At 62.6% G+C, this 17565-nt stretch carries 14 protein-coding genes; 7 read left to right on the forward strand and 7 right to left on the reverse strand.

The window, feature by feature from the left end; all coding sequences use genetic code 11:
* Positions 1-3: 3 nt before the first annotated feature.
* Together KX816_20265 and KX816_20270 are read left to right on the forward strand one after the other, a co-directional pair.
* The gene (locus KX816_20265; GenBank protein QXQ08712.1) at positions 4-1365 is read left to right on the forward strand and encodes an MFS transporter; all 1362 of its coding nucleotides are present in this window, start codon (positions 4-6) and stop codon (positions 1363-1365) included.
* A 61-nt stretch (positions 1366-1426) separates the two neighbouring features.
* The gene (locus tag KX816_20270) at positions 1427-3181 is read left to right on the forward strand and encodes an acyl--CoA ligase (GenBank protein ID QXQ06450.1); all 1755 of its coding nucleotides are present in this window, start codon (positions 1427-1429) and stop codon (positions 3179-3181) included.
* Between the two features lie 187 nt (positions 3182-3368).
* On the opposite strand, the gene KX816_20275 is transcribed toward KX816_20270, so the two are convergent.
* Positions 3369-4433, reverse strand: coding sequence for a catalase family protein (locus KX816_20275; GenBank protein QXQ06451.1), 1065 nt, complete (start codon positions 4431-4433; stop codon positions 3369-3371).
* 107 nt (positions 4434-4540) lie between these two features.
* Between KX816_20275 and KX816_20280 the strand changes: the two genes are divergently transcribed.
* A complete protein-coding gene (locus tag KX816_20280; GenBank protein ID QXQ06452.1) occupies positions 4541-5140 on the forward strand; it encodes a hypothetical protein in 600 nt (199 codons plus the stop codon).
* A gap of 157 nt (positions 5141-5297) precedes the next feature.
* Positions 5298-5627: a hypothetical protein gene (locus tag KX816_20285; GenBank protein QXQ06453.1), complete on the forward strand. Its 330-nt coding sequence runs from the start codon at positions 5298-5300 to the stop codon at positions 5625-5627.
* Between the two features lie 246 nt (positions 5628-5873).
* Here the strand turns inward: KX816_20285 and KX816_20290 are convergent, their stop codons facing one another.
* From KX816_20290 to KX816_20300, 3 genes are all read right to left on the reverse strand, one after another.
* Positions 5874-10580 (reverse strand): autotransporter domain-containing protein, encoded by a 4707-nt coding sequence (locus KX816_20290; GenBank protein QXQ06454.1) that lies wholly within the window; start codon positions 10578-10580, stop codon positions 5874-5876.
* A gap of 462 nt (positions 10581-11042) precedes the next feature.
* Entirely contained in the window at positions 11043-11516 is a 474-nt protein-coding gene (locus KX816_20295) for a MucR family transcriptional regulator (protein QXQ06455.1), read from the reverse strand.
* A gap of 355 nt (positions 11517-11871) precedes the next feature.
* Positions 11872-12366 (reverse strand): hypothetical protein, encoded by a 495-nt coding sequence (locus KX816_20300; protein QXQ06456.1) that lies wholly within the window; start codon positions 12364-12366, stop codon positions 11872-11874.
* Positions 12367-12680: 314 nt separating this feature from the next.
* On the opposite strand from KX816_20300, the gene gmd reads away from it, so the two are divergent.
* From gmd to KX816_20315, 3 genes are read left to right on the forward strand one after another with little or no spacing between them, the layout of a single operon-like run.
* Positions 12681-13715, forward strand: a complete 1035-nt coding sequence (gene gmd, locus KX816_20305) for a GDP-mannose 4,6-dehydratase (protein ID QXQ06457.1) — start codon at positions 12681-12683, stop codon at positions 13713-13715.
* Position 13716: 1 nt separating this feature from the next.
* Complete coding sequence (locus tag KX816_20310; protein ID QXQ06458.1) at positions 13717-14595, forward strand: GDP-mannose 4,6-dehydratase; 879 nt, start codon at positions 13717-13719, stop codon at positions 14593-14595.
* Positions 14592-15500 (forward strand): hypothetical protein, encoded by a 909-nt coding sequence (locus KX816_20315; protein ID QXQ06459.1) that lies wholly within the window; start codon positions 14592-14594, stop codon positions 15498-15500. The genes KX816_20310 and KX816_20315 overlap by 4 nt, the downstream gene beginning before the upstream one ends.
* A gap of 78 nt (positions 15501-15578) precedes the next feature.
* Here KX816_20315 and KX816_20320 read toward each other — a convergent pair whose 3' ends face one another.
* The 3 genes from KX816_20320 to KX816_20330 form a co-directional block, all read right to left on the reverse strand.
* The gene (locus KX816_20320; protein QXQ06460.1) at positions 15579-16496 is read right to left on the reverse strand and encodes a glycosyltransferase; all 918 of its coding nucleotides are present in this window, start codon (positions 16494-16496) and stop codon (positions 15579-15581) included.
* A 61-nt stretch (positions 16497-16557) separates the two neighbouring features.
* Positions 16558-16698: a hypothetical protein gene (locus KX816_20325; GenBank protein ID QXQ06461.1), complete on the reverse strand. Its 141-nt coding sequence runs from the start codon at positions 16696-16698 to the stop codon at positions 16558-16560.
* Positions 16699-16743: 45 nt separating this feature from the next.
* A complete protein-coding gene (locus tag KX816_20330; GenBank protein ID QXQ06462.1) occupies positions 16744-17514 on the reverse strand; it encodes a cephalosporin hydroxylase family protein in 771 nt (256 codons plus the stop codon).
* Positions 17515-17565 lie beyond the last annotated feature (51 nt).

Here is a 17565-nt window from a genome sequence, read left to right on the forward strand (position 1 = left end):
ATCATGACCCAACCGATCGTGACTGCACCGGCGGGGACCCAACCGGCGTCGACCGGGCCGGCGTCGACCGGGCCGGCGTTGCCCCGTCGCCACTTCGCCCTGCTGTTCACGGCGCTGCTGACCGTCGCTGCCGGCAACACCGCGCTGCAGTCGGTGCTGCCCGCGATCGCGCGCGTCATCCACCTGCCCGACATGCTGGTCGCGGTGATCTTCTCGTTCTCGGCGCTGCTGTGGACGTTCAGCGCACCGTACTGGGCGCGCCAGTCCGACATCCGCGGGCGCAAACTGCTGACCATCGTCGGCGTCGTCGGCTTTGGCGTGTCGATGCTCGGCTGCGGCTTCGCCATCCTCGCGGGCCTGCACGGCTGGCTCGCACCGGTCGCGACCTTCGCGGTGTTCGCCGTGCTGCGCAGTCTGTTCGGCATCTTCGGGTCGGCCACCAACCCCGCGACCCAGGCCTATGTCGCAGCGCGGACTACCGAGGGCGAGCGCACCAACGCGCTGTCGAGCCTGAGTTCCGCCTTCGGCCTCGGCACCATCATCGGCCCGGCGCTGGCGCCGCTGTTCATCCTCGGCACGCTCGGGCTGGCGGGGCCGCTGTTCGCCTTTGCGGCGATTGCAGTCGTGGTCATCGTCGCGGTCGCCAGGGGCCTGCCCAACGACGACCCGACGCGGTTCAGCCGCGCCGACCTCCGCCACCACGGCGCGCCGTCGTCGGAGCCCAGTGTCGGCGGCGTCTCGACCGGGGCCAGCACGATCGCCGCCGATGCCGGCCGCCGCACGCGGCTCGAGCTCAGCGACCCCCGCATCGCGCCGCTGATGATCTTCGGCTTCGCCAGCGGCAGCATCCAGGCCGCGACCGGCCAGACGCTCGGCTTCCTGGTCATCGACCGCATGGGCGGCAGCGCGCTCGCGGCGCAGGCCTCGATCAGCATCGTCTTCATGGCGGGCGCGGGTGCGACCCTGCTGGCGCAATGGGGCTTGATCCCAAAACTCCGCCTGATGCCGCCGCAACTGCTGCGCTGGGGGACCTTGTTCGCCGGCCTCGGCACGCTCGGCATCGCGCTCGGGCACAGCTTCCACACGCTGGTGCTGTCGTACGCGCTGACCAGCCTCGGCTACGGCTTCGCGCGGCCGGGCTTTACCGCCGGCGCGAGCCTCGCGGTCGCCGACAGCGAGCAGGGCGCGGTCGCGGGCGCAGTCACCCAGGTCAACGGTGCCTGCTTCGTGCTGGCCCCCGCGGTCGGCATCGGGCTGTACCAGTTCGACCATGCGCTGCCGTACTGGCTGGCGGCGGCCGCGCTGGTAGGACTGTTCGCCTACACCTGCCTCAACCGGACGCTGCGGCGCGAGCGGGTCCACTAGGCAAGACCGCTGCGCTCCTCCTATTATCGAAAGAAAACATCAGCCTTGGGAGATGCGAACGATGGCCACCGCCCTGAAGCCTGCCGCCGCCTGGCCCGCCGTGTCGATCGCCGACGCGCACGCGCTGCTGACCGCGCCGGGCCAGCCGTTCGAGATGGTCACGCTCGACATCCGCGGCATCCCGACCCGGACGTGGAAGAACGCCCCGCCGACGCTGCGTGACGTCTTCCTCGGCGGGCGGCTGCATGGCGACCGGATCTTTCTGGTCCACGAGGACGAGCGCGTCAGTTTCGAGACCTTTGCCCGTGCCGCGCTGGCCCTTGCCGCGCGGTTCCAGGCGGACGGGCTGGTCAAGGGCGACCGCGTCGCGGTGGTGATGCGCAACATCCCAGAATGGCCGGTGGCGTTCTTCGCGGCGCAGGTGTGCGGGGCGATCGTCACGCCGCTCAACGCCTGGTGGACCGGTGCCGAGCTCGAATACGGGCTGGCGGACTCGGGCGCCAAGCTGCTCGTCGTCGACGGCGAGCGCCTCGCCCGCCTGACCGAGCATTTGCCCAACTGCCCCGCGCTGGAGCGCATCTACGTCACCCGTGACGCCGACGAATACAGCGAGACCAGCGCCAACCCGCTGATCTCACGCCTCGAAGCCGTCATCGGCACCCCGGAAACCTGGGCCGCGCTGCCGCCCGGCGACCTCCCGGCAGTCGAAATTTTGCCTGAGGACGACGCGACGATCTTCTATACCAGCGGCACCACCGGCAAGCCCAAGGGTGCGCTCGGCACCCACCGCAACATCGTCTCGAACATCATGGCAAGCGCCTTCAGCCAGGCCCGGACCTACGTCCGCCGCGGCGAAACCCCGCCCGCGCCCGACCCGGCCGCGCCGCAGAAGTCGACCCTCCTCAGCGTGCCGTTCTTCCACGCCACCGGCTGCCACGCCGTCCTGTCGCCGGCCCTGTTCGCTGGGGTCAAGCTGGTGATGATGCGCAAGTGGGACCCGGAGCGCGCCATGCAGCTGATCGAGCGCGAGCGCATCAGCAGCTGCGGCGGCGTCCCGACCATCGCCTGGCAGATCATCGAGCACCCGGCCCGCGCCAACTATGACCTGTCGAGCCTGGAGAGCGTCGCTTACGGTGGTGCACCGTCGGCCCCCGAACTCGTCCGCCAGATCAAGGCGAGCTTCCCGAAGTCGCAGCCCGGCAACGGCTGGGGCATGACCGAGACCTCCGCCACCTTCACCCACCACATGGGCGAGGATTACGAGCACCGCCCCGACAGTTGCGGGCCGCCGGTCGCGGTGTGCGACCTGAAGGTCGTCGATCCGCAGGGGAAACCACTGCCGACCGGCGTGATCGGCGAGTTGTGGGGACGCGGGCCCAACGTCGTGAAGGGCTATTGGAACAAGCCCGAGGCAACCGCGGAGACCTTCACCGACGGCTGGGTCCACACCGGCGATCTGGCGCGCCTCGACGACGAGGGTTTCTGCTTCATCATCGACCGCGCCAAGGACATGCTGATCCGCGGCGGCGAGAACATCTACTGCGTCGAGGTCGAGAACGCCCTCTACGAGCACCCCGCCGTGATGGACGCGGCGATCGTCGCCCGCCCCCACCACAGCCTCGGCGAGGAGCCCGCCGCGATTGTCACCCTGAAGCCCGGCGCCCACGTCGACGCCGACGAGCTTCGCGCCTTCGTGGCGGCCCGGCTGGCGGCGTTCAAGGTGCCCGTCGAGGTGCGCTTCTGGGACGGCCCGCTGCCCCGCAACGCCAACGGCAAGATCGTCAAGACCGACCTGCGGAGGCTGTTCCTGCCCTAGTATCGCGTCCGGCCGCGGAACACTCTCATTGCGGTTACGTTACAGGCCCCTCTAACTTTGGAAGGGTGACGAATGGGCAAGGGTTGCGTGTTGTGGGCGGTCGGCGTGCCGTTGCCGATCATCATTCTGCTGGCGGTCTTCCATATCTGGCCGTTCGGCTAAGGCGCGCCGGGTTCGGCGGGGCGGCTCAGGCCGCCTCGCTGAACGGGCAGCCACTCCGGGTCGAACGCTCGGTCTGCAGCGCGCCGTAAACCGACCGGCGGGCACGCATGACGCCGCCGAGCGGCTGATGGGCGACCAGGCCGTGCCACGGCGCAAACGCTACCCCGTCGTCTTCACCGGCTTTTTCAGCGTCCCAGGATGATTGCGGCGGCAAGGTGAGGCGGGCGACGGCGACATACGGGGCCTCGTCCTCGGGCCAGACCTTCGAGGCGTCCTCGATCGGCATCGTCTCGAGGTCGGTGCACAGCTGGACCCGGATCTCCCATTCACCGCCGTCATGGGCGAAATGGCCGGTCAGGGCCTCGCGGAGACCGTCCGGCTTGCCCGACAGGTCGACCCGGGCATCGGTCAGCGCGGTGATGTCCGCCGACACCGGCACCGCCGAGACCTTGGCAATATAGTCGCCGTAGCGGATCGGCACCTGCGAGTAATAGGTCTCCCCAAGCGGGTTGGTCAGCTTGTGCCCGCCGAGCCCGGTCAGCGTTGAACTCTTCTGCCCGATCGCCTCGAGCACCGTCTCGATGCCCCGCGCCGTCGCCGAGAAGGCGCGCTTCAAGCCCTCCGCCCGGTCCGTTGTCGCCGCCAGCAACTTCAGACTGCCGAGGAAGGCCTTGGGCGTCGGCGCGAGAAACGCCGGCCCGTCGACGAGCAGGAAGTCTTGTGTCGCGTCACCGGCATTGCCCGACAGCTGCTCGCCGGTGACGCCCAGAACCTTGATCGCAAGACCGCGCGGCGTCGAGATGTGGTCGTCGAGCAGGTCGCCGGGCGACGTCGAGACGCGGACCTTGGCGGCATAAGTGGCGGGCGTCGCGAACAGCCCCTGCGCAAGTTCGGGCGGCAGGCCGAGCACGGTCAGCGTACCGTCGAGCAGGGCGTGAGCCTTGGCATGGACGGCGCGGATGGCGCGGCCCTCGTCCTTGAAGGTCGTCGCGCTGATCGTCTTCATCGTGTCGATGATCGCGGCGAAGGTCTCGGCCTCGTCCGGTTCGGGCTGCTCGACGGAGGGCGTGTAGCGGACGGGAACGGGCATCAAGATCTCCGGTGCGGCTCTGGTCAACCGAAGCCCCGGACAAGGGTTCCGCGTGTCGCGCCGGTGACGCCTTCCACCCGGACGCCTCCGACTGTATGGCGCGGGATATGGCCGACATCCCCGAGACTCCCGCCGCCAAGCGCCGCCGCCTGCGCTGGATCAGCTTTGCCGAGCTGATCGGCGTGCTCGCCCTGGTGATCTCCGCCGCCGGCTATTGGGATTCGCACCGCGAGCGCGAGCGCAGCGAGTCCGCCAAGCCGGTTCCCGCGGCACCGCTGCTGCTGACCGGCAGCGCCGACGCTGCCCGCACGACGCTGAGCCTCAAGCCCGCGCACGGCGATGCCGTCGTCCAGACCCAGACCCTGTTCTTCCCCACGACTGTTCGCGCCGACACCGTCGACACCACCGGCAACGCCCGGATCGAGGCGGGCTGGATCGAGGACGGCGTCCGCAAAGCCGTGCCGAGTGCGCGTGACGCCCATCCGCCGCGCCTGCCGGTCGGTATCGTCACCGAGTTCGTCGATGGCGGCACGACCCGCCGCGACGCCGCGATCTACGATGTCGGCTATGCGCTCCGGGAACGCCTGCTGCGCGGCCGCGCCGTCGAGCTCGAGGGCATCACGCTGGTCCGCCGCCTACCCGCAGCCGGGCTCAAGGCGGCGGTCGATGCGCGCTGGTCGGCAGCGACGGCCACGAAATCCGGCTAGATTGCGTTGCTGATGGGCCCAGGTGATCGATGTCATCCCGGGCTTGACCCGGGACCCAGCTAACCACGGATAGGCTGGATATTTTCATCCACTGGCACCTCGGCGTTTACATGGCCGGATTGACGGTGATCTGCCTCTGCGTTTCGAGAGCTATGAGGTGAGCATCGCCCTGGCTACCGAGAATCATTCCGCTCTGGCGTGCGTCCCGACGTGGATCGCGGGATCGGCCGCTCTCGCGCTGGCTATTCTGACCCTGATCTGGCGAAGTCGCCGTGAGTACGGCCGACCGGCATCCGCTGAAATGATCGCCGCCCTACGCCGGCGGATTCCAGCTGAGCGCTGGGAGCCCGTCGCCGAGCAAGCTGCCGAACGTCGGCGGTACTCTCCACGTGACCCGGCAACGAATAGTGAGATCCTAGGGTGGCTCGACCTGGCCATAATCACCGAGACGCGGGTGCTGTCGCTGACCCCGGAGGAGGTGCGGTGATCGCCGCCTAAGCGCGCAGTACCAGACTTGGCAATCCGCGCCCCCACGCCGCTGCCAAGTTCGGTGCGGCTGCCAATTCCACTAACGCAGATCAGTTTGCTCCCGCCGTCCGGGATACCGCCGCCCGAGGTACGGCATCGCTCACATCGTCGCCCAGCGCTGCCGCCGCATGTTCAAACAGCCCAAGCCCCCTAAGAAAGGGCCGCCTCCGAAGAAGCGGCCCCAATCCGGTTTTGTAGGAGAGACTTACTGCGGTGTGCAGGGGCTGTTTGCGGGTGCCGACGCCCCCCCGAAGGTGATTTGCACACGGCGGTTCTGTGGCTCGCGAACACCATCGGCGGTATCGACGAGCGGACGGCTCTCGCCAAAGGCTTCGGTCGTCATCGAACCGTCGGGCACGCCCTTGGTCGCCATATAGGTCTTCACCGCGTCGGCACGACGCTGCGAGAGACCGACATTGTAATCTGGCGAACCCGACTTGTCGGCGTGGCCCGCAAGCTGGACGGTGGTCTGGCCGGTCGCGGTATATTGCTCCGCGGCACGATCGAGGACTGCAGCTGCTTCAGGCGTGATCACCGACTTGTCCCAATCGAAGAAGACCAGAAACGGTCCAGGGGTCACCGCGGCAGGCGGGCAGGGCGGCAACGGTGCCGGCGCCACGGGCGCAGGCGGCGGCGGTGGCGCCGCCATCGGAGCCGCCGCGGCGGCATGGCCGCCGAGCGCGAGCCGGAACCCGGCCGAGACGCCGCTGCTGCGGGTATCCTTGCGGAACGTGCCCTCGTAACCGACGAACACCGACGAACCCGGACTGATCCCATAACTCACCCCGGCATCGACATCGCCTTCCGACCGGCCGGGACGCACACCGGCGACGGTGAACTCCGTTGTCGGATCGCCGTTGAAGTAGGCCGAGACGTTGCGGTAGTGGTTCTTCACGTCATAGCGGTAAGCGAGGCGTGCGTAAGGCGAGAAACCAAGGCTGGTCTTCGAGCCAAGGTCCACGCCAGCCATCGCGTCGCTTCGTCTCGCGTTGATCGATGCGACGGTCAGATTGAGCGCACCGGCCCCGGTCTCGGTGAAGCTGTTCACCCTGCCACGGCTGAAGTCGAACCCGACGAACGGCCGCAACGTGATGCTGCCCATATCGGCGTTGTAACCGACGGTTCCCATCACCTTCCACAGATGCCCGTTGAAGCGAGCGTCGGTGTCACTCGCGATAGTCGCGACGTTGATAGACTTCGACGCGTTGAACTTGCCGTGCGAATACATGCCCTGCAGGTCGAAATCGATCGAGCCCATCGCATAGTCGAGATAGGCACCGGCCTGCCAGCTGTTCGCCTTGCCGCGGCTGTTGCCGAGAGCATAGTCGAGCTTGTCGTGCGACCAGCCGCCAGCAACCCCGAACACTGCCGGACCAGTCCGGTAATCTATGCCGAGCGCGCCGCCATAGGTGTCCTGGTCGGTGCCGTATTCGAAGTTACGGTCGCGGCCTTTGCCCCACTGGCCGTAGCCACGGCCCCAGACACTGGCGCCGTCCCCGGTGTTCGGCGTGGCATGCATCTGCAGTGCAACCTGGCGGGTGAACAGCTCGCTCTGGTTGAGCAATGCGGTGGCATAAGCGCCGTACGGCTCAGGGCTGACCTGGTCGAAGAACGACTGGGCCTGCGAGCCGGTCATGTTGTCGACGGCGATGACCGCGGTCGCCGCACCACCGGTCGCGCCGGCGACGAGACCCTGGAAGCCGTTCGCGACCGCGATCTGGTTAGGCGTCGCCGAGGCACCTATGCCGACCGCATAGTTGGTCCGCGATACCTGTAGCCGGTAGACCTGGTCAGTACCGGCCAGCGTCACAATCCCCACCGGCGTCAGTGTGATGAACGGCGACACGACATTGCCGGTGACCGACGCGAATCCCCCGGTGATACCGCCCGAGGCATTGATGATATCGTAGGTGCTGCCTGCGACGTAGAGGCCGCCCGAGCGATTCACCGACAAGATGCCGTCGAGGGTCGCCGTGCCGGGTCCTCCGGTCACCAAGATCTGCGAATAGCCGGTGCCCGACGTCGCGGTCGGGCTGAGGCTGATCGCCAGCGTCCCGGCCGCCGTCTGGGCGAATGCGCCATTGATATTGAGGATGCCCGCGGCGCCATTGCCCGGAGCGACCGTGCCGCTGTTGGTCAAGGTGCCGACGACCGTACCGGTGCCCGACAGCGTGCCAGCGTTGGCAATGTTGCCGGTTATCGTGCCATTCACCTGGGTGATCGATCCGCTGGCGCCGACGACGTCGCTGGTCAGGCTGCCCGCCGTGCCGACACTCAGCGTCGCGCCACTCGCGACCGACGTGCCGGTCGTCGCGGCAAGAATGCCGTCGAGCTCGAGCATACCGCCATTGACACCGAGCGCACCGACGGTGCTGAGACCACTTGTGCTGGTCAGCGTCAGCGTTCCGGTACCGATCTTGTTGACGTCGATCGGATCGAAATCACCGGCGAACGTCGTCGACGTGTTGTCCGCACCGATATTCAGGACCGAGCCGGTATTTCCGCTCACTTCACCGGTGCCGCTGAGGCTGCCGATAGTGTTGGTGGCGGTCTGGATATTGAGGACACCGTCGACCGTGAACGCCGAGGCCCCGCTGAGCGCGGTATCGGAGAAGCTGAAGAGTGAGCTGCCAACATCGATCGTGGTCGGTCCGGCGTAGGTGTTCGCTCCACTGAAGCCAACCACCGCGTTGTCGACGACTTTTACACCGCCAGTGCCGGACATGTTGCCCGCGTAGGTGGCGAAAGCACCGGTAAAGTCGACTTCGGCATTGTTGACGATATCGCCTTGCAGTCCGACGCCGGCGTCGCCCTTGAGAATGCCCGCCGAAACGGTCGTACCGCCGGTGTAATCGTTCAAGCCGGTCAAGGTGAGCATCGACGCGCCGGTCTTGGTCAGCGCGCCCGCGCCAGTGATGATACCGCTCGCTGTCGTGTCGGCGTCGGTCTGGAAGGTGCCTCCGCCGGCGTTGAGGGTGACCGCGTTGGCCAGCGTCGTCGCACCCGTGGTCTGCAGCGTGCCGCCATCGAAGGCGATCGGACCGGTGCCGATGTTGGCCTCGGAGGCGATTGCAACAGCGCCGCCGTTCAGGTTTGTCGTGCCGGTAAAGCCGGTGTTGGTGCCGGTCAGCGTCAGGATGCCGACGTCTGCCTTGGTCACCGCTCCGGTTCCCGTGAGCATGCCGGCATAGGTGCCGTCGACGGGCTGCGTGAACAGCAGCGTCCCTGCCGCGTTGACCAGCACATCGCCCTGGATCGAGGTCGTGTTGCCCTCGAGCGTGCCCGCGTCGACCGTCGTGCCACCGCTGTAGCTGTTCGCGCCGGTGAGGGTGAAAATGCCGGTACCTGCCTTGGTCAGGCCTCCGACACCGGAAATCACGCCGGCATATGCGGTGTCGGTCGCATCACCGGTGGTGAGGCCGGCATTGAGCACGACCGTGCCGCCGTTGCCTGATAGGCTCCCGATCGTCTCGGCATCGTCGACCTGAAGCGTGCCCGCCGTCGTGTCAGTCGCGTTGACGATCACCGCCGCCGTGTCGTCGATCGCCGCGCCACCCGCCAGCACGAGCGTGCCGTCGGTCACGGTCGCGGACCCGGTGAAGGTGTTCGCACCGGAGAGGGTCAGGATGTCCGTGCCGATCTTTTCGATGCCGTTTGCGCCCGAGATGACGCCGCCAAAAGCACCGCTGTTAATGACGAGATTGCCACCCGACAGCGTGACATTTCCCTTGCCGCCGTAGAACACGCCGTCATTGAGCGCGCCGATCGTCTCGGTGGTCGCGACGTCGAGCGTGCCGCCATTCGAAAGCTGGACCTCGCCGGTGTCCGACAGAGCCGACCCACCGGTCACGATAAGGGTGCCGCCGTCGATATAAGTGCCACCCGTCGTCGTATTAACGCCTGAAAAGGTTGTCGTGCCCGCTCCGCCGAAACCCACATAGGTCACGCCAGTGCCCGACATGTTGCCGGCGTAGGTACCGGTCGTGGTGTTGTCGAAATAAAGACCGCCGTCTCCAACAGGTCCGGCGTTGTTGACGATGGTGTTCGTCCCGAGGTTCGAAGCGTCCGTCGTCTGGAAGAAGCCGCTATTAAGGTTGATGCCATTGGCGAACACGATCGGTGCATTGACCAACCACGTGTTGCCGACCGCTGCATTGACGTTGAGTACGCTGAAGTTGGTAACCGCACCGAGGGTACCGCCAGCAGCACCCAAGTTGAGCGTGTTGAGGCTGCCTGCGTCCGCAGTCAGCGTGCCCGTGGGAAATTGCGCACTGCCGTCCGCATTGAAAACATTGGTCGCGCCGCCGCCGAGGTCGACATTGCCGGTCAACGTGCCGGTGTTGGTGACAACGTCGTTACCTGCACCGAGCACGATGTCGCCGGTGAAATCGCCGCTGTTCGTAATCGTCGTGTTACCCGTCGAGGACAGGTTGCCGACGATACTGCCGGTGTTGGTGACGTTGAGCGCCCCGCCCGACGTGATGTTGCCGGTGATGCCCCCTGGTGTGGCGTTATAGTTATTCAGCGTGTTGACCTGCGTATCCGTCGCCGGGCCGAAGACGATGTCGCCGGTGATGATCCCCGTCGCGGTCGTGGCGTTCGTAATGGTACTACCACCGCCGGTCGAAACAGCGACCCCAGCAACAGTAATCGTGCCCTCGTTATTGATCGCACTCCCGGTGCCGGCAGACAACGTACCGCCAACGATCGTGTTGGGAATGATGCTGACCGTCAGGCCATTGACCGCCGATCCATTGTAACCGTCGGGGTCAGCTGTTGAACATGTAACGGTTGTTCCGGATGCATCAGGGAGGCAATCCGCGAGCGCCGCGTTAGGAGAGGCGAATGCACCGATTCCCGCAAAGGTCGCGCCAAGCAACAACCGTTGCCGCGTCGAAAGCTGCTTAACCATTTGATCCGCTCCCCTTTTTAGTAAGTTATAAGTTCACTCAGTATTTACAACAAATTTACACATTCCGGTCGCTTTTGTTCGGTAAGGCCTGTGCTAGCCGATCCCGCTGACCGAATTTCGACTCTTTGGTCGATGCGACTCAGATCGTCTTGCCTCGTCAACGACATATTATTCCCAAACAGCCCACAATCAACACGAGAAATGTGGCGTGCCTCGATATCCATAACAAGGGTATTTTGTGACGGAACGATCCAAAGCTGGCGCTATAACGACCGCCGCAGTCAAGCGCCTAAGTGATTCCACGAGAAGAAATTTTAAATTCTTTCCAAATGATGAAAGCATATACACGATTGAACTACAAATAGGATTTTATGTAAAGGGCGCTCTGCGTTATTGTAACAGTTGCATGACACGAGCGATGTCCGCGTATAGCGCGGTGGCATCGCAAGTTTGCATCAACTTTTAGGTGGTGGCGCGCGGCTTGCGAGGAGTCGGTGCAGGTGCGGCTTCCTCGACGGGAGCGGCGCGCGGCTTGCGGCCGAGGCCGAGGCGCTTGGCGACCTCACGACGCGCGTCCGAATAGCCCGGCGCAACCATCGGATAGGTAGCGGCGAGGCCGTAGCGGGCGCGATACTCTTCCGGGGTCAGGCCGTGACCGGTCAGGTGACGCTTCAAGCTCTTGTAGGGCTTGCCGTCGATCAGCGAGATGATGAAGTCGCGATTGGCGAGCGACTTGCGCGCCGTCACCGCGGGCTGATGCTGGTCCGGGCTGGCGGCCGGCTCGGCAGTCGTTGCCGTCAGTCCCGACAGCGCGGCGTGGGTCGAGGCGATCAATGCGGGCAGGTCATCGCTGCGGACAGCATTGTTCGCGACAAAAGCCGACAGTAGCTCGACGGTCAGCTCGGTAAGATTCTGCTGTGGTATATTTTTATCCATAGAAAAGGTCTCTTCAGTCATTTTTCTAAGGGGAAGTTAGAGACGCTACTGTTGATTCGCAAGCACTGGGACGTGGGTTACCTCTTCTGCAAAACGTTACGTCACCCATTACTTCCACACGCAACCCTAACAGAACGCGATCAAAAGGAACACAGCCTGCGGGTTGGACCTGTCACATTGCTAATCATGCAGACACGTTATGAGGTAAGATGACGATGTTTGAGGATAGAGATCCTGATGACCACTGATCAAGAGCGCGGTCAAAGCGTACGTGGATGCGGTGAAGGCAGGTGGTTGGCAGCTGAACACTGTCAAACCCGGCTTGGCCTTTGTGCCTCGGAAAACACCGGTGCCGTCAGAATCGTTCGGATTCCCCGGGTTTATGGTCGACGCGCTCTAGATTGCGGCGGCGGCCAAGGATTGCCTGCCGGTATTGGCGGCCCTGCTCGGCGCCCGGCTGCAAGCTCGCTACGGCTGCAAGGCGCGTTTGCGCGTCGGCGACGTTTAAGCCGAGGCTGGGAGTATCAGGCAGCACGAGCGGCTGCTGGATCGGGCCAAGGCGCTGCGCGCGGACCCCGGCAACCATGAAACCGCTCCATGTTCCGCCTTGCTCCCGCAGGCGCGGGGCCAGCGCGCACATGACGACCGACGACGTCGCCAACTTCGCAAGCTCCAGCGTCAGGCAAACGCCATCCTGAACGCCATCGCATGGCGGATCAGTGACATTAGCGAAATTCGGCCGAGCTCTGAGCAATGGGCGGTTTTGTGGCCGACGCTCGAAGCCGCGATCGTGACCTTGCAAGACGTCGCCGCTCTGCTGGCGGCGGCCCAGATTAGCGCCAAGACGCACCGGCGTCGGCTGCGCGACTGCGAGATACGGGCAAGCTGCCAGGCGAAATGTTCCGCCAGGCTTCTGGCATCGGCCGCGCATGAGGCAGAGACCCGAGCAGCGTCTCGTTGCGCGGTTCGTCGCGCAAGGGCACTGAGGCTCTCGATGAAGCCATTCTGCTACGACCTACCACGTGTAGCGGACCTCCAACGGTCTCAAAGTCCGTGACAAGTGCCCGGCTGGTAGCTAGGCCGCGCGCTACCTTACAGGCCAATCTCTGGCTTGCGTGCATCGTTTTGCTTCCTCTGCGAACCCATTTGGAGTTATCTTGGTAAATGCGTACCGCAATCATTACCGGTATTACGGGTCAGGACGGCGCGTATTTGGCTCGACAGCTACTTGCTGAAGGCACCAAGGTGGTCGGCACCTTTCGCCGGACCAGTTCGGCAAATTTTTGGCGTATCACCGAGCTTGGAATCCGCGATCATTGCAATCTGCGCCTGGTCGAGCATGACCTCGTCGATCCAGGTGCCACCATGTCACTGGTATCCGCCATTGAGCCGGACGAGATCTATAATCTGGCAGCGCAGAGCTTCGTCGGAGTGTCGTTTCAGCAACCAACTGCAACCGCGATGATCACCGGGCTGGGCGCTTTAAACCTTCTCGAAGCGATCCGCCTGATCAATTCCAAGGTCCGGTTTTACCAAGCGTCGACGTCGGAGATGTTCGGCAAGGTACAGGCAATTCCACAGGACGAAACCACGCCCTTCTACCCGCGCAGTCCCTATGGCGTTGCCAAGTTATATGCTCATTGGATGACCATCAACTACCGGGAGTCTTATGGCATCCACGGTTCGTGCGGCATCCTTTTCAATCATGAATCACCGCTGCGCGGACTGGAATTCGTAACCCGAAAGATCACAGATGCGGTGGCACGGATCAAGCTCGGCAAGCTCGATACGCTGGCCCTCGGTAATATGGATGCCAAGCGCGACTGGGGCTTCGCTGAGGATTATGTCGACGGCATGATACGAATTTTGCGCGCCAACACGGCGGACGCCTATGTCCTGGCTACCAATCGCACCGAAACCGTCCGCGACTTTGTCCGCCTGGCGTTCCGCGCCGTTGGCGTGGATCTCGAATTTCGGGGCAGCGGGGACACGGAAATAGCCGTAGATAAGGCAACCGGCCGGACTGTGGTGTGCGTCGATCCGGCGTTCTACCGCCCGGCCGAGGTCGAGTTGCTGATCGGCAACCCGGCGCGGGCGAAGGCCGAACTTGGCTGGGAGGCGACGACCAGCCTGGAGACATTGTGCCAGCTGATGGTTGATGCTGACCTGCGCCGCGTGACTGCCGGGGTCTCATTCTGACGTGGCGTCGCGGGTGCTCATCACCGGCCTGTCGGGATTTACCGGACGGTATGTGGCGGATGCGTTGCGTGCCGGCGGCCATGAGATCATCGATCCCGAAGTCGCCAGTCCGGGTTTCGATTTGAAGGAGCCGGAATCGCTCGCCAAAGCTCTCGCAGCTTCCAAACCGGACGCTGTGATCCACTTGGCGGCAATTAGCTTTGTCGGGCACAGCGACCCGGCTGACTTTTACCGCGTCAACACTATCGGCACGGTCAATCTGCTCGAAGCTCTAGTGCGCGCGCCGATCCCGGTCCGCAAGGTCGTCATCGCCAGCAGCGCCAACATCTATGGAAATGCACTCGTCTCGCCGATCGACGAGACGAGTACGCCGGCTCCTGTCAATCATTATGCCTGCAGCAAGTTGGCAATGGAGCATTTGGTACGTCAATGGTTTGACCGGCTGCCAATTATCGTAACGCGTCCATTCAACTATACCGGCCGCGGTCAGGGTGCGCAGTTCCTCGTCCCAAAGATCGTCGGTCATTTCGCCCGCCGTGAGCCGGTCCTTGAGCTCGGCAATCTCGACGTCGCCCGCGATTTCAGCGACGTCCGCGACGTCGCCGGCCTTTACGCCGAGTTGCTGTTGTCCGCAGCCGAGGGCGAGATCGTTAACGTCTGCTCCGGCCGTGCCTATTCCCTCCAATGGATCGTCGACACCTGTTCAGCGATCACCGGCCACGAGCTTGAGGTCCGCGTCAATCCGGCCTTTGTCCGCGCCGATGAGATCAAATCGCTCGTTGGGAGCACCGCCAAATTGGACGCACAGGTCTCGGTCTTGAGGCGGGAGTTAGACCTCACTTTGGCGTGGATGTTGAGTCCCGGAGACTACGGCGCATGATCGTACAGTACGCGAGGCGTATTCTCGCCGCTTACCGAGCTCTTTCTGGCCTCAACCTGAGAATCGATGATTTGAAGATCGGCCAGGGCCGCCTTCAAAGCTCAATAAACCGATCGGTCAGTTCGCGAAATCTGCAGGACTACGAATTCAAGGTTTTTTCCCAGTGGGGCGAGGACGGGATCATTCAAAAACTCGTTTCGGACGTGTGCATCGAGAACCGAACTTTTATCGAATTTGGAGTAGAAGACTTTTCCGAGTCTAACTGCCGCTTCTTGATGATGCACAATAACTGGAGCGGATTTGTCATCGATGGATCACCGGCTAATTTGAAGCGCTTAAGAGAGTCCTACTATTTTCCTAGATACGATATTCGTTATCAGGCCAGCTTTATCACAGCGGAAAACATTAACGAACTGTTGGACCTCTCGGGCTTCGACGCCGACATTGGCTTGATGTCAATCGATATCGACGGGGTCGACTATTTTGTTCTAGAAACTATCTCGAGATACCGGCCGAGAATACTGGTGACTGAGTATAACTCCGTATTTGGGAGGGATAGGAAGATCACCGTTCCTTATGAGGCTGATTTCAAGAGAACCCAAAAGCATCATTCGAACTTGTATTTTGGCTCCTCATTGGAAGCAGTTACGTTTCTGGCCAACAGAAAGGGCTATGTTTTGGTTGGCGTTTCGAGCGAGGGGCTCAACGCGTTCTTTGTGCGCAGCGATCTTATGAACGACAAGTTCGACGCCTTGACTGCGGAACAAGCATATGTCGAATCGCGGTTCAGAGAAGCACGCGATGGCGGCGGAAAAATGACCTACTTGCGCAGTTCCGATCGCATTGAAGAAATTCGGGGGTTACCGGTCTTGAATGTGGAAACAGGGCAGATTGAGCCACTTTGATGAGTCATTCTATTTATGTCTAGCACTGCTCTTGGTGATATCTGCGTTGCAAGAATACTTGTTGGCGGATCATTAATTTCAGATCGAAACTGTTCTGGATAAAGAGCGCCAATTAGACAACCCCAGCGAGAGCTGGGCACGGAAAGCCCGATAATTCCATCGTAGCAATAAGTAAGCGATCGTGAGGCGATCACGCCAAGAAGTCCTCCGCGCGCAGCGCAACGCCGCCAGGCTAAAGTCAAAGAAGGGGAATATCCAGTTGATCTTGCGGACCCGAGATGAGGTCATAATGTAGCTCGGATTGGAGCTCATCCCTCGACTGCCTCGGACAACTGAGCCCTGATCTAGCAGCGCGATTGGCCCGGCGGAGACAACCCGAAGGATTATCGTCCAATCGAAGCCCAAATACCATGCAATCGGCGACATTGCTGCTTTTAGCAACTCACGGCGGATGAGCGCATAAAAACAGCTGTTGTCATGGACGATCGCGAGAAACGATATTATTCGCGCACCTAGGTCAGCGGCACCGAGTATACCGCCCCCGTCGACAAGTGGTGCGAGCAGTTGCTCATCGAACACGGTCGGGGACGTCGATGCGACATATTCGGGGTGAGAAACCAGAAAATCATAATTGACACGAAGATAGTCGCTCGACCTAATATCGTCTGATGCTGCCCAGACAAAATATTCTCCGACCGCCGCATTAAGGACGAATGCAAAATTCGCCAAGGCACCCCGATTGACCGGCTGTTCGATCAGACGAATACGCTGGTCCGTCGCTGAATAAGCGCGCACTATTTCTAAGGTTCCGTCGGTCGATGCGTTATCCGAGATGATCAATTCAAAGTCGGTGAATTCTTGAGCCAGAAGCGAGTCAAGTGCCCGAGCGATCGTGTCTGCCCCGTTATAGACCGGTACACCAATGCTGATCTTTGGAACGGGGCCGAGGTCCGAGGCTGGCGACAATCCGGAAATCCTTTCTTCTTGAATCAGCAAGTGATTGGACCTTATCTAGCTAATCCGGATTCATCACGAGAGCCGTCGAGTTGCGCGGCAATCAGTCGAACCATTCAAGCGACCAGATTGCAACGCGGCTGCCGGCCGTGAAGCGACCCTGTCTTGATGGATTCATTTCGACGCCGCCCATGATCAGACTGCAGTCGATCAGCGTCGACAGCAGCACGCCCTTCGTCGCCATGCTCCATAACGCAAAGCCCCGCGCGGTCCCAACGTCACGCCCGCATCATCCAGCCTTTCGGCGCAACCAGCCGACCGGGTGATGCGAACATTCGGGCGTGCTTTCGGTCTCGTCGAACCGGCGCGGCGGATTGGCCAGTTCGAAGTCGGCGCGGCGCGCAAGGAATGCCTTGACCGCGGTGATGGGATTGTTCGTCGCCCAGTCGCTGCCGGTACGCGGCATTCCGGCAACGAGCTGCATCACGCCGTCCTGGGACAGAATGTACGACCCAGGCGTGACGAAGTCGGCATAGGCGGCCAGTTCGGCGGCAACATGATCGCGCGAGTGATCGGAATCGAGGATCAGCATAACCTTGTCGTCCGGACCGACCAACCGGCGAACCTGCTCAACGACGTCGGGCGCCGTCGAACTGCCCTCGATCATAGTGATGCGCTTTGCCATTGTGTGCGCCTCGATCGCCTCGCGGTTATGCTGGCGGATGTCAATGTCGAGGCCGACTACCTTGCCGTGCCCGATCATCTCCATGATGCTGGCATAAAAAATCAGCGACCCTCCATGCGCGATGCCGGTTTCGATGATGACGTCGGGCTTTACTTCGTAAATTGCCTCCTGGATGCGGATCATGTCATCTGGAAGCTGGATGATCGGGCGGCCCAGCCACGAGAAGCCATAGGAGTATTTCCGGACCCAGCCCAGCCGGACCCACTGGTCGGCGACTATGTCGAAGGCTTCCTTGGAAAACAGGTCGTGACTGATCGTAGCGCCATCGGCTTCGACGACGCAAGTCTGGGCGTCAGAATCAAGAGTAATACGCATTGAATTTGGCCCTTTATCGCTGACTACAAGCCGCGATGATGCAGCGGCTCT

This window comes from Sphingosinicellaceae bacterium (genome assembly GCA_019285715.1).
GTDB lineage: Bacteria > Pseudomonadota > Alphaproteobacteria > Sphingomonadales > Sphingomonadaceae > Glacieibacterium.